This is a genomic window from Clostridium puniceum, from assembly GCF_002006345.1.
GTDB lineage: Bacteria > Bacillota > Clostridia > Clostridiales > Clostridiaceae > Clostridium > Clostridium puniceum.
Window position 1 is genome coordinate 1 of record NZ_LZZM01000125.1, and the last position, 14,583, is coordinate 14,583.

At 29.8% G+C, this 14,583-nt stretch carries 10 protein-coding genes and 1 other annotated feature; of the genes, 8 read left to right on the top strand and 2 right to left on the bottom strand.

The features are described from left to right. On the top strand, positions 1–203 hold a 203-nt coding region (locus tag CLPUN_RS09325; RefSeq protein WP_143329016.1), incomplete at its 5' end, for a transposase. Positions 204–460: 257 nt separating this feature from the next. Here the strand turns inward: CLPUN_RS09325 and thrS are convergent. Next, complete coding sequence (gene thrS / locus CLPUN_RS09330; protein WP_077847017.1) at positions 461–2,392, bottom strand: threonine--tRNA ligase; 1,932 nt, start codon at positions 2,390–2,392, stop codon at positions 461–463. A 135-nt stretch (positions 2,393–2,527) separates the two neighbouring features. Next, positions 2,528–2,795, bottom strand: a binding site (T-box leader). 279 nt (positions 2,796–3,074) lie between these two features. Between thrS and CLPUN_RS09335 the strand changes: the two genes are divergently transcribed. Then, positions 3,075–5,585 (top strand): methyl-accepting chemotaxis protein, encoded by a 2,511-nt coding sequence (locus CLPUN_RS09335; protein WP_077847018.1) that lies wholly within the window; start codon positions 3,075–3,077, stop codon positions 5,583–5,585. 298 nt (positions 5,586–5,883) lie between these two features. Here CLPUN_RS09335 and CLPUN_RS09340 read toward each other — a convergent pair whose 3' ends face one another. Continuing rightward, on the bottom strand, positions 5,884–6,249 hold the full coding sequence (locus CLPUN_RS09340) for a DUF4363 family protein (protein ID WP_077847019.1): 366 nt from the start codon (positions 6,247–6,249) through the stop codon (positions 5,884–5,886). 615 nt (positions 6,250–6,864) lie between these two features. Between CLPUN_RS09340 and motA the strand changes: the two genes are divergently transcribed. The 6 genes from motA (at position 6,865) to CLPUN_RS09370 (ending at position 14,521) form a co-directional block, all read left to right on the top strand. Further along, positions 6,865–7,647 carry a flagellar motor stator protein MotA gene (gene motA / locus CLPUN_RS09345; RefSeq protein ID WP_077847020.1) on the top strand — a complete coding sequence of 261 codons (783 nt, stop codon included), beginning with the start codon at positions 6,865–6,867 and terminating at the stop codon, positions 7,645–7,647. 15 nt (positions 7,648–7,662) lie between these two features. Next, positions 7,663–8,406 (top strand): flagellar motor protein MotB, encoded by a 744-nt coding sequence (locus CLPUN_RS09350; RefSeq protein WP_077847021.1) that lies wholly within the window; start codon positions 7,663–7,665, stop codon positions 8,404–8,406. A 266-nt stretch (positions 8,407–8,672) separates the two neighbouring features. Then, complete coding sequence (locus CLPUN_RS09355; RefSeq protein WP_077847022.1) at positions 8,673–10,754, top strand: chemotaxis protein CheA; 2,082 nt, start codon at positions 8,673–8,675, stop codon at positions 10,752–10,754. A 78-nt stretch (positions 10,755–10,832) separates the two neighbouring features. Next, complete coding sequence (locus tag CLPUN_RS09360) at positions 10,833–12,578, top strand: methyl-accepting chemotaxis protein (RefSeq protein WP_077847023.1); 1,746 nt, start codon at positions 10,833–10,835, stop codon at positions 12,576–12,578. Between the two features lie 13 nt (positions 12,579–12,591). Next, entirely contained in the window at positions 12,592–13,407 is an 816-nt protein-coding gene (locus tag CLPUN_RS09365; RefSeq protein WP_077847076.1) for a CheR family methyltransferase, read from the top strand. Between the two features lie 64 nt (positions 13,408–13,471). Then, entirely contained in the window at positions 13,472–14,521 is a 1,050-nt protein-coding gene (locus CLPUN_RS09370) for a protein-glutamate methylesterase/protein-glutamine glutaminase (RefSeq protein ID WP_077847024.1), read from the top strand. Positions 14,522–14,583: the final 62 nt, after the last annotated feature.

Here is a 14,583-nt window from a genome sequence, read left to right on the forward strand (position 1 = left end):
CGCTAGAAGGATTTAATAGGCAAATCCGTAAATATACTAAGGCAAGAACTATATTCCCAACAGATCAATCTTTAAGCAAATGTGTATATTTAGCGACTATGGAAATTATAGAAAAATGGACTCAACCGACACCAAATTGGGGTAGAACTTTAGCAGAATTATCAATAATATTCGCTGAACAATTAAATGATGAACTAGCTTAACAGTTTGTACTTTTTTGTAAAATCTATGTATAATATTTGATTTATTACTAATACTATAAGTGAATATAAAACATATTTTTAGTATTTACTAAAAATAAAAAATATTACCAGAAAACAAAATTTCCAGTAATATTTTAATGATAAATGTGTTAATAACACAAAACTATCTAGAGTCCCAAATTACCCCTAGGAATTATATCATTTATTCCTAGGGGCTTAATTTATTCAGAACTTAAAAGTATCAACATTATAATATATTATCTTTCTTTATTAGCTATTTCAGATAGAATTCTTTCGATGAATACATCTAACTTTATAGCACCTTCATCATCATTTTTTCTGCTTCTTACAGAAACTTCATTATTTGCAGCTTCTTTTTCGCCTACAACTAAGATATAAGGAGTTCTTTCAAGTCTTGCTTCTCTTATCTTGTAGCCAATCTTTTCAGCTCTGTAGTCAGCTTCAACTCTAACACCTTTATTTCTTAAGGCTTTTACAACTGAATCAGCATAATCATTATATTTGTCAGAGATTGGTAATACTTTTGCTTGAACTGGAGCAAGCCAAGTAGGGAAAGCACCTGCATATTTTTCAATAAGCATTGCGATAGTTCTTTCATAACAGCCAATTGATGATCTATGGATAACAAATGGTATTTTCTTTTCTCCATTTTTATCAATATATGACATTCCTAATCTTTCAGCTAAAGCAAAGTCTATTTGAACTGTTATTATAGTATCTTCTTTACCATGTACATTTTTAAATTGAATGTCAAGTTTTGGACCGTAGAAGGCTGCTTCACCTTCAGCTTCAGTATAGTTTATGTTTAAGTGATCTAAAATAACTCTCATTTGATTTTGAGTAGATTCCCAAGCTTCAGGGTTATTTATATATTTTTCAGTGTTATTTGGATCCCATTTTGAGAATCTATAAGTTATATCACTAGCTATTCCAAGTGTAGACATAACGTAATCTATTAAATCAATTACCCCTCTAAATTCTTCTTCAACTTGTTCAGGAGTACAAACTATGTGACCTTCAGCTAGAGTAAATTGTCTTACTCTTATTAATCCATGCATTTCTCCAGAAGATTCTTTTCTAAATAAAGTAGAAGTTTCGTTATATCTTATTGGAAGATCTCTATAGCTGTGTTGTTCTGCATTATATACAGTAAATTGGAATGGACAAGTCATTGGTCTTAAAGCTAAAACTTCTGAATCATCACCTTCATTTTCTAAGATAAACATTCCATCTTTATAATGATCCCAGTGACCTGAAGCTTTAAATAAATCATTTTTTGACATAAATGGAGTTTTAGTTAAGACATATCCTCTTTTTGCTTCTTCATCTTCAATCCATCTTTGAAGAGTTTGAAATATTTTGGCTCCTTTGGGCATTAATAAAGGAAGACCTTGACCTACTTTTTCGTCAGTTGTAAAGATTCCAAGTTCACGACCTAATTTATTATGATCTCTCTTCTTAGCTTCTTCTAAAGCTTCTAAAAATTCATCTAAATCTGCTTTCTTTAAGAAGGCAGTACCGTAAATTCTAGTAAGCATTTTATTCTTCTCATCACCCCTCCAGTAAGCACCAGCACTTCTAGTAAGTTTGATTGCTTTAACTGGCTTTAAAGACATAAGGTGAGGACCAGCACATAAATCAGTGAAATCACCCATTTTGTAGAAGGAAATTGTTTCATCTTTAGGAAGATCATTTATAAGTTCTACCTTATAAGGTTCATCCTTCATTAATTCTAAAGCTTCATTTCTTGGAAGCTCAAACCTTGAGATTTCAGGATTTTCTTTGATAATTTTTTGCATTTCTGCTTCAATCTTTTCTAAGTCTGAAGCTGTGAAAGCAACGTCCTTATCAAAATCATAATAGAAGCCTGTAGTAATAGAAGGTCCAATTGCTAATTTTACTTCAGGGAATAGCTTCTTAACAGCATAAGCTAAAACGTGAGATATACTATGTCTTACTGCATCTTTACCTTCTTGATTATCAAATGTACATATGCCCAAAGACACATCTTCATTTATTTGGAATCTAAGGTCAACCACCTTATTATTTACAATTCCACAACAAGCGTTTCTAGCTAAACCTTCACTAATAGATTTAGCAATTTCATAGACTGATAATCCAGCTTCGAATTCTTTAACTGAACCATCTTTTAAAGTTACTTTGATCATTAAAAAAACTCCTCTCGATACTTTGTTTAATTAACAGTTAATGTCCAAGAATACAATTGAACAATTACAGTTATTATTTTTTGTAAAATTATTTATAATTTCTTGATTAAAATAAAAAAACTCCGTCTCTAAAAATATAGAGACGAAGTGATATCCGTGGTTCCACTCTAATTACCTAAAACATTAATTAAAAAGTCTAAACATTAAAATATAATAGTGCCAAAAGACTATCTTAAATAATTTAAAAATAGGTCACTTAAATTTATCGTAACGTGATAATAACGGACTTTATTAAAGTCACTCAGAGGTGGTTTTCAGTCTAAATCTATTTGAGAATATTACACCAATTATTCTCTCTCTGAAAAATACGATTTTAGCTTACTGTCCTCATCAATGTATTAACATATTAATAGTACTTATTATAATCATTGAAATTTTCCATGTCAATAAGATAAATGAAAAAAAATTACAGGAAAAATTAAAGTTTTCTGCTGAATTTAGGATAACGTATTGTTGCATAATTTAAATATGTTAGAAAAACGGTATATAATTTGGATAAATTTAAATGATGAGTATTAATATGAGATTCTTAACAGTATTTTAATGATATTTTAATAAGAAGTTTATTAAAGTAGATTAAAATGAGCCTGAGAGAGTAAAGTTATTTATTCAGGAGGTAGTAATGAATAAAAAAATAAAAAGTATTAAGGTAAAAATTATATTATTTCTAATACCAATGTTATTAATTGCATTTACAGGATTATCAGGATTGGGATATAAATTTGCAAGTAATTCTTTAAAAGAAAGTAATTTAAATATAATGGCAGAGATGACTAAGACAGCAGCAGGAAGAGCAGATGACCAGATAAAGAGTGAAATTAAAAATCTTGAGGCGATAGCCAGCAATCCAATAATTGCTGATGAAAAGGTTCCGTTAAAGGATAAGGTGGAAATTTTAAAGCCAGCCTTAGAAGCAATTGGACAGGTTAGTTTAAGCATAAGTGATAAAGAGGGAAATTCAATAGATACTGCAGGTAATACTAAGAAAATAAAGACAACTCAAAGTTTTATGAAATCAATAAAAGGTGAAAATGCTATAACAAATCCATATGTAGATCCAGTTACAAATGCTAAGGTTATTGCATATTCAGTACATATTAAGGATTCAAAAGGAGATATAATTGGAACTATTACATTAGTAAAAGACTGCAAGGATTTTTCTGTTTTAAATAAGGAAATAAAGTTCTTACAAACAGGAAGTGCTTTAATTGTAGATAATAACGGGAATTTTATAGTAGCAGAAGATGAAACTTTAGTAAATGAAAATAAGAATATTACAAATATAACATCGGATAAAGGCTCTCTTGAGGACTTAAATAATATAGGGAAAAGTATGATTATTGGAACCCAATCTGGAATTGGAAAGTATAGTTATGAAGGTAAATTAAAGTATATGGCTTATAGTCCAATAGGAAAAACAGGTCTTTCTATGGGAATTTCAGTTGAAGAAAAGGACCTGTTGGGGGCATTAAGTAGTTTAGCGATGGTTGATACAGTAGTCACAATTATTATGATAATATTAATATCCTCTATAATAGTTGGTTTCACTATCAAGGTAATAACTAGATTATTAAAAGCTAAAACTTATGTAGATAGTATTGCAAAAGGGGATTTTTATACTCAAATTGAAGATAAATATGTTAAAGGAAATGATGAGATAAGTGAAATTTGTACAAGTGTAGGTGAAGCAAAAACAGCTGTTGGCGGTATGATAAGATCAGTTAGAAATAATGCTAATATAGTGAGAAATGGGTCAGTATCTTTAACAGAAGTAGCAGAACAATTATCAGTGCTAACAGAAGAAATATCAGCATCTATAGGGGAAGTTTATGCTAATACCAATAAACAAAGCTGCAATTTTGAAGATATAACTAGTAAGCTTGCTCATTTTGGGGAAAAAGTAAATGAAGTACAAGACAATGTACACTTTATTAGTAAAGATGTTTTAATTATAAATGATAAATCATTACTAGGAACTGAAAATATAGAACAGTTAAATGATGGAATTATAAGTGTTAATGAGAGTTTTGATAGATTTGGAATGAACATAGAGTATATTCAAGGGGATATGAAAAATGTAAGTGAAATTATTAATATTATAAATGGCATTTCAGAACAAATAAATCTGTTAGCCTTTAATGCTGCAATCGAAGCGGCTAGTGCAGGGGAAGCTGGAAGAGGATTTAATGTTATAGCATCAGAAGTTAGAAAGCTTTCGGATAAGAGTAAAGAATCAGCTCAAAATATTAGTAAAATAATAAATAGACTTACAAAAGTAATAAATAAGCTTGTAGAAGAGTCCAGCAATATGGATAATGAATTAGAAAAACAAAAGAACATAATATATGAAGCATCAAGTTCTTTTTCTGAAATTGTTGTATTAGTTAATGAAATTACTCCTAAGGTTTCTAATATAGACAGTGCTTTTAAAGATATTGGAGATAATAAGGATTTAATTGTTGAAACTATATGTGAATTATCAGAAGAAATAAAAAACACTTCTAATTCTCTAGAACAAGTAACTGACTCATCAGTAGAACTTGCAAAGCTTGCAGAAAGTGTAAACGGCAGTGCAGATATTTTACTATACAAGGCTGATGATTTAATAGAAAAGGTAAAACAATTTAAAATAGAAAAAGAAGATTTTAGAAATGAAGTAGTAGTGACTATAGAAGAAATGAATTCAAAAGAAATCGATTTGGAAAGTTTAAAAAAACAATATAAAGAAGAAATGCAATTGGAAGCAGAAAAATCATCTCTTGAAGAAGCAATTTTAAATAAAGCATATGTAAATAATTTAGAAAAGACTGATGAAGAATTGAATATTGAAAGAGATTTAGACTTAACTTTGGATGAAGAATTAAAGAATTTAGCCAAACCTTCAGAGGAAGAGTTAAAGCAGCAATATGAAATTGATGAAACAACAAACTTAGATTTATCATTGGTAGAAAATTTTGTTACTTTAAGTGTATCACCTTTAGAGAAATTAGAAGCAGATTTACCAACTAAGGATTTTGGCTGGGGCTGCTCCAAGGTAACAGAATTAAAGGATTATGTTAAAGAAAAGGAAATTAAGGAACATGAAGAAGAGGAAAAAGAATTAAAAGCATATAATGGAACTTATATGGTATAGAAAATAGGTCAATATGTTGATAAGGCATAAGTCTAAATATACTATAATATAGGATATCTATAATTTTAAAGATACTCTAAATTAAGGTATAACATAATATTTTTAGCATTTACCTATTATGATATAGTTCAGATATCTATAAATATCCACAGATGATTATTAAAATTTACCTGTGAATATTTGTGAATTGTCAAAGACCATTTGTATAAGCAGATTGTTATGCTCTACATATGGTCTTTTAGTTTCATATATTTATTTTTAAGCAATACGTTGAGCTCTTCTTATTCTCAAACAAAATTTAATTTCCTAATTCGGTCCAATGGTCAAGTGCTTCATTTAATTCTGAATAGGAATTTGATTGGTCTTTAGCTTTAATACTTCCTTTAAGGCGTGCTATATTTGTGCTAAAGGAATTTATTTCATCACGTTCAGAACTAAATTGTACTTTTTTAATTACTTTCTCCCAGGTTATTTTTAATTTATCAGTTTTAGAATTAGCAGCGTCCCAATTTTCTAACTCTATGTCTTGAATAATTGACTGTATTGATTCAGGAATACTATTGCCATTTTTAAAAGTTGGTTTTAATATAGAGCTGCTAAACATAATAAATATAAAAATAGTTAACGTAACTATTGGGATAGTTATAACTAAAAATTTTCTCATAAATGTAGTTCTCCTTTAAATCTCTGTTATTTTAGTAATATCGAAAAATAAGTAAAAAAGAATGATATAAATAGATTTCATGGAAATTATTGAACATAGTGCATAAAAATTAATAAATCTTCCTTGAATTTTGAAATCCATAATAGAGTGGACAAGAATATAAAATTTAATTATATAATTATAGTCAGCTTAAATTTTAGGAAGTTAATATATTTATTATTTAACATAAAGCAAATTTTATACTATTAGATTTACTTTGCATTAAATAATAAATAGCGATACATTAAAGTACATTTAATGAAGAATTGGTAAATTTAATGATTAGGAATATAGAAAATTTACAGATGAATTAAGTGGATTTTTGGAGATAAATAGTCGGAAATTACTGTAGAAACAAGTAGTAGAGAATTGTACATAAATAAAAATATATGCAAAATATATGTAAAATATAGTTCTATATTAGTAAAATTTATGGTATTATATTTTTAGATGAATTTTCATAAACCTTAAAAAAGTTGAATTATTAGAATTTTATAGGGAAGTTTTGAACAAAATAAATGAAAAAATCGACATTTAAGGTATATTAGGGTATACATATTAATAAGGGGGACAAACATGGATATATTTTTAATTATGGGTATGATTGGTGGCTTAGTAATTGTAGTTGCAGCTATGTTAGAAAAAGGAGCAAGTCTTTCTGTATTACTAAGCCTTGAAGCGTTATTGGTAATTATCGGTGGTACTATAATTGCTTTGTTAAATTCTTTTCCAAAAGAGGAGTTTAAAAAGATTCCTAAAATTTTTGGAGTTCTTTTCAGTGCTAAAGGTCAACAAGATCCTGCAGAAATTATAGCACAACTTGTAGAAATGTCTCAAACAACTAGAAGAGATGGATTATTATCTCTAGAAGGTACTATACAAGGACTAGAAAATAAATTTATGAAAAAAGGGCTAGAAATGGTGGTTGATGGTTTAGAACCAGACCTCATTAAAGAAGTATTAGAAATAGAAATTGAAAGTATGGAAGAGAGACATCGTCTTGGTGCCACAGCTTTTTCGACAGCAGGTGGAACGGCTCCAACGCTTGGAGTTTTAGGAGCCGTTATTGGACTAATTGGTGCTCTTGGAAATCTTAATGATATTGATAAACTTGGAGAAAGTATAAAATCTGCCTTTGTTGCAACTGTTTATGGTATTTTTACTGGATATTTAATTTGGCATCCATTTTCTAATAGATTAAAAAGAAAATCTTTAGAAGAAATGCAAAATATGAATATTATGCTTGAAGGAATTTTAGCTATTCAAGCAGGAAATAATCCTAAAAGTATTGAAAGAAAGTTAGTGGGAATGTTAGCACCAAAAGACAGAGTTAGATTTGAAGAAAATAATGATAGGTAATTAAGGAGAAGAGTGATGAGTAAGAAAAAGCAGCATCATGAAGAGCATGTTGATGAAGCATGGCTTCTTCCATATTCAGATATGTTAACCCTCCTATTGGCGCTATTTATTGTTATGTTTGCAATGGGACAAACAGATCAAGCAAAGCTTCAAGCTATGAGCAAATCATTTAACGTGATTTTTTCAGGTGGCTCTGGTGTTATGATGCAAGATGGAAGTTCCATGGTTCCTATGGATGGGGAGGGTGGACAAGCTGAAGTTTATAATGCAAAAACAGAAGAAGATAAGATGACTGAAATTAAGAAGATGCTAGAACAAGAAATTGGAAAAGAGGGCTATTCAGATAAGGTTAAAGTCAATCTTACTAGTGAAGGGTTAGAGATTGCAATACAGGATGCAGTGCTTTTTAGATCAGGAGAGGCTGAAATAATGAATGATGTATCACCATTGCTTTCAAAACTTTCAACTATGTTACATGACCTAGATAATAAGGTTAAAATTGTGGGACATACAGATAATGTACCAATTAGTAATGGAAAGTTTAGATCAAACTGGGATTTAAGTGCAATGCGTGCTATAAATGTAATGAATTATATGGTCACATCAACTGGAATTACTGCAGATAGAGCATCTATTGAAGCTCATGGTGAATACATGCCTAAATATGATAATAGTACAGAAGATGGCAGGGCTAAAAATAGAAGAGTAGAAATTATTGTTATTAGAAAATATCCAACAGAAGAAAAGAAAACTAATTAATATAATTCCAATTAAAAATATATTGATTAGTTAAAGCATTCAATTGACGTTAATGATATCTTATTTAGATATTGGGAACCTAATTGGGTGCTTTTTTTATATATTGACTTTAAAGTGTGCAATTTGCATTTATATATAATATAGTAGTGCAATTTGCATTTAAATCAGTGACCTGAGGGACTTAAAAGATATTAATAAACAACTTAATATAACAATATAGGGAAGTTTATGCATTTATATAGGGATATTACGGGGAGGGAATTGAGATGTCAGAAAATAGTGTAAATGAGTCTATGTTAGATATGTATATTTTTGAGACTAATCAACTTATAGAAAAGTTAGAACAATTAGTAATTGATGGGGAAAAGGAAAACGGCTTTGCCGATTCAATAAATGAAATATTTAGAATTATGCATACGGTTAAAGGGTCATCGGCAATGATGTTATTTAATAATATCGCCGAACTTTCACATTCTGTAGAAGATTTATTTTATTATCTTAGAGAAAAGAATCCAGAAAATGTAGATAATAATATTTTAAGCGATATTGTATTGGATGCTATTGATTTTATTAAGAATGAAATGTGTAAAATTCAAAATGGAGATACTCCAGATGGAGATTCTTCGGAGAAAATTAGTGAGATAAAGGAATTTTTAAATATGCTTAAGGCACAGCATGGTGGTGGTGATGCTGTAACAGAGAAAAAGTCAAAACCATCAAAATTCTTTGTAACAAGTGGAAAAGCTAAGGAAGAAACTGCAAGGGAAAAATATAAAGCTTGTGTCTACTTTATTGAAGATTGTGGAATGGAAAATATAAGAAGTTTTGGAATTCTTCATAAGCTATCAGAAGTAGCAGAAGTAATAAGTAATACACCAGAAAATATAATTGATGACGATGAAAAAGCTAGTGAGGAAATCAAAAAAAATGGTTTTACAATGATTTTTTATTCGGAATTAGATATTGATGCAGTTAAGTCAATAATAAATGAAACTGTTTTTCTAAGTAAGTTGGATATTTCTATATTAAAAGATGAGGAAGAAAATATAGAAAATAAAGAAGCGATACAAGTATTAGAAAAAGAAGAACAAGGAAATGGAATAGAAGAAGAAAATAGACCAAGTGAAGTAGTAAGTAAAAATTCTGTTAAGGAAAAGAAAACTGAAAAGAGTAATTCTCATCAAGATTTTATAAGTCTAAGTGTAGCAAAAGCAGATAGGCTTATGGATCTTATTGGTGAATTAGTAATTTCGGAGTCAATGGTTACACAAAATCCAGATTTAGCAGGGTTAGAGCTAGATAATTTTCAAAAATCAGCAAGGCAGCTTCGTAAGATTATAACAGAGATGCAAGATACCGTAATGTCTATAAGAATGGTACCTCTATCTGCAACCTTTCAGAAGATGAATAGAATTGTTAGAGATATGAGCAAAAAGATGAATAAAGAAGTCAAACTTACTATTATTGGTGAAGATACAGAAGTTGATAAGAAGATAATTGAGCATATATCGGACCCATTAATGCACTTAGTTCGTAATTCCATAGATCATGGAATAGAAACTATAGCAGAGAGAATTGATAAGGGAAAACAGCCAGTAGGGAATTTGGTTTTAGAAGCAAAAAATGCAGGCAGTGATGTACTTATTATAGTAAAAGATGATGGTAAGGGGCTTAATGAGAAAAAAATTCTTGATAAAGCAAGAGAAAATAAACTTCTTGATAAAAATGAAAGTGAAATGACTAAAAAAGAAATATTTAACTTGATATTTTTGCCAGGGTTTTCTACTAAGGAAGCGGTATCTGAATACAGTGGCAGGGGAGTAGGAATGGATGTTGTAATGAAAAATATTGAAAAAATAGGTGGTTCAATTAGTGTAGAGAGCATTGAAGAATTTGGATCAAGTATGACAATTAAAATACCATTGACTCTTGCAATTATAGATGGAATGAATGTAAAAGTCGGTGAGTCAAGGTATACTCTTCCTACAAGTTCAATAAAAGAATTTTTTAGACCCAAAGAAGAAGATATTATAAAAGATCCTGATGATAATGAAATGATTATGGTTAGAGGAGAATGTTATCCAATATTTAGACTTAACGAGCATTTTGCTGTAAAGACAACTTTAAATCATCTTTCGGAAGGTGTTTTAATAATGGTAGAGCAAGACGAAAATGGCTTCTGCATTTGGGTAGATGAATTATTAGGACAACAACAGGTAGTTGTAAAGGCGCTTCCAAGTTATATTAAGAATACTAAAAATATAAAGGATTTAGCAGGATGTACTCTTTTAGGTGATGGAAACATAAGTCTTATTATTGATATTGGAGGTATAATTTCAAAAATATAAGTTTCAGAATTTATTTTATTAATTTGTGCGGTGAATAAATATTATTCTTATAATTAAGGAGAAACTGGAGGAAGCGTTATGAAATTATTAAAGAATATGAAAATCAAAACAAAGTTAATATTAGCATTTGTTATTGTGGCGTTCATATCTGGTATAGTTGGACTTATAGGAATTACAAGAATAAATAAAACTAACAAAGATTATACGGAACTATATGAAAATTATGGAGTTGCTATTGGTGATATTGGTAATGTATCTATTTCATATCAAAGACTTAAGATAAATTTAGATAACCTTATCTTATATAAGAATAGCAGCGAAAGAAACGAGTATATAGATAAGATAAATAGTTATGATAATAAAATTAAAGAGAATTTAATTTTATTTGAAAAGTCTATTCAAACAGAAGAAGCTAGAGAAGAATTTGATAATTTAAAGAAATCCTTAGATAAATACAACATAATAAAAGACAAAATTATTAATCTAGTAAATTCAAAAAAAGAAGATGAAGCACTTGTATTAATGAGTCAGACTACAACAAAAAGTTTATCTGATGAAATAAACAATTCTATAGACAAATTATTTGAACTAAAGATAAATGGTGGAAACAACAAAGTCAAAGAATATTCTTCAGAAGTAAATTTATCAGTTGGAAGGATAGTTATTTTAGTTGTTATAGCCATGATAGTAGCTATAATCTTGGGAATTACAATTTGCAGAGCTATATGCAAGGCGATAGGAAATCTTACGGAAGTTACAAATGAAATCAGTAATGGGAATCTTGATGTGAAAATTGTAAATGATTCAAAAGATGAGATAGGAATTCTTTCAGAAGCTATGAAAAAGATGGGGTATAGATTAAATCAAGTTTTGGAACAGATAAGTTTTGCGTCAGAACAGGTTACGGTTGGTTCTAGGCAAATGGCAGATTCGACAGTAGCCTTATCTCGGGGTGCTACAGAACAAGCAAGTGCTGTTGAGGAGTTAACAGCTTCTATTGATGCAATATCTACTAAGATTAAAATGAATGCTGAAAATACAAAAAGGGTTAATGATATAGCAGATAATACAAAAACAAATGCAATAAAAAGAAATAGTGAAATGAAGTTAATGCTTGAAGCTATGAATGAAATTAATATTTCATCTAAAAACATTTCAAAAATAATTAAAGTAATTGATGAAATTGCATTTCAAACAAATATACTTGCATTAAACGCAGCAGTAGAAGCAGCTAGAGCAGGTAAATATGGTAAAGGGTTTAATGTGGTAGCAGAAGAAGTACGTGACTTAGCTCAAAGATCTGCAAGGGCTGCTAAAGAAACCACAGAAATAATAGAAGATTCTATTGTTAAAATTGTAGATGGAAGTAAAATTGCGAATCAAACTGCAGAGGCACTAGATAATATAGTAAAAGATATTGAAGAAGTTGCTAATATAATTGGACATATATCAGAAGCATCAGAGGAACAATCAACAGGAATATTACAAATATCTCAAGGTGTAATTCAGATATCAGAAGTAGTACAAAGTAATTCAGCTACAGCAGAAGAAAGTGCAGCATCTAGTGAAGAATTAGCGGGACAAGCAGAAGTGTTAAAAGAGCAAGTTAACATGTTTAATTTAAAGAAGAATGTTAATTTAAATTTTTATGAAGAATTTAATTATAAAAAAGCAAGTTCTATTAACAAACAAAATAATTTAAAACAGGATAGCAAGATTAAAGAACTTAAAAATACACCTATACAAGAACTTGTACCTGCAAATCGAACAAATGTGAATGTAGGAAGAATAATTCTTAGTGATGACGAATTTGGAAAATATTAAAGAGGGTGATATTATGGTTGAAATTACTGATAAGGAGTTTACACAATTAGCTAAATATATAAAGGATAATTACGGGATTAACCTTAAGGAAGAAAAGAAGATGCTTGTTATTGGACGGCTTCATACTGTTTTGGCGGAGAATAACTTTGATAATTTTTCTCAGTATTATGAGTATTTAATTTCTGATAAGACTGGAAATGCTGTTAATATATTGGTAAGTAAAATTACTACTAATCATACATATTTTATGCGTGAAAAGACTCATTTCGATTATTTAAAAGAAAAGGTACTTCCTAAGTTAATGACATTAGTTAAGGATAGAGATTTGAGATTGTGGTGCGCTGGCTGTTCATCAGGCGAGGAAGCATATACCCTTGCAATGATATTAGACCAATTTTGCCAAGAACAAAAGTTATGGTGGGATAAGAAAATTTTAGCGACAGATATATCTGATAAAGTTTTAAATATTGCAAGAAATGGTATATATCAAAAAGAGCAAATAATGCCTTTACCAGAAGGTTGGAAAAGAGATTATTTAAAAAGATTTGACCAAGATAATTTCATATTTAGAGATAAGATAAAAAATGAGATTATATATAGAAAATTTAATCTAATGGAAAGAACATTTCCTTTTAAGAAAAAATTTCATGTGATTTTTTGTAGAAATGTAATGATTTATTTTGACATGAATACGAAAAATGAATTAATTAATAAATTTTATAACGGCATGGAATCAGGAGGGTATCTTTTTATAGGACATTCGGAATCTTTAAATGGTCAAGCCACAGGGTTTAAGTATATAATGCCATCTGTATATAGAAAGGAATAAGTTGTTATTTTAGAGGGCTATAAGTTAAATTTATTATGATTTAAAAGGTAAAAGGGTGACGATTATGAGAAAAATTAGAGTATTAGTAGTTGACGATAGTATGGTATTTAGGGAGGCAATATCGAGGGGGATATCAAATGATCCTAGAATAGAAGTAGTTGGAAAAGCTGTAGACCCTTATGATGCTAGAGATAAGCTCTTGGAATTGAATCCTGATGTAATGACTTGTGATGTAGAAATGCCTAAGTTAAATGGAGTTGAATTTATAAGAAGGCTTCTTCCACAATATAAAATTCCAATAGTAGTTGTAAGTTCTGTAAGTGATATTGTATTCGATGCTATGCAGGCTGGTGCAGTAGATTTCCTAAGTAAGCCCGATGCAAGAATGCCTAATGCTTTTGATAATTTTATAAGCGAATTAATACTTAAAATTAAAGGGGCGGCAAATGTAAATCTATTAGCTAATTTAGCACAAGGGACAAGGTCTAATATCCATAATATAGTTGGAAGAAATGATTTACCAAAAAGCAGCAGTTTACTACAAAGTAATAGTAAATTAATTGCCATTGGTGCTTCTACAGGCGGTACTGAGGCTGTTTATAGTATATTGAAAGTTCTTCCTAAAACAGTCCCAGGAATAGTAGTAGTACAACATATACCACCAATATTTTCTAGAATGTTTGCAGAAAGACTAAATTTGCAGACAGAATTTAAGGTTAAGGAAGCACAAACAGGGGATATTATAGAATCCGGTAGTGTATTAGTTGCACCAGGAGATAAGCATATTAAGATTAAAAGGATAGCAGATAAATATATTGTTGAACTTAGCCAAGGAGTTAAAGTCAGCGGGCATTGTCCATCTGTAGATGTGCTTTTTGAATCAGTTGCAAAGATGGCAGGGAAAAATGCTGTAGGAGTTCTACTTACTGGGATGGGACAAGATGGAGCAGCAGGACTTATGTCAATGAGAAAAGCAGGTGCAAGGACTATAGGACAAGATAAAGAATCGTCAGTTGTTTATGGTATGCCAAAGGTAGCCTTTGACATAGGAGCAGTAGAAAAACAAGTTTCTCTTTCAAGCATTCCCAGTGTTTTATTTAATATGTTTAGATAAGAAGAGGTGGACTAGGGTTGAACTAGTCCACTATGAATTTTAGATAGAACAAGATTATTAAA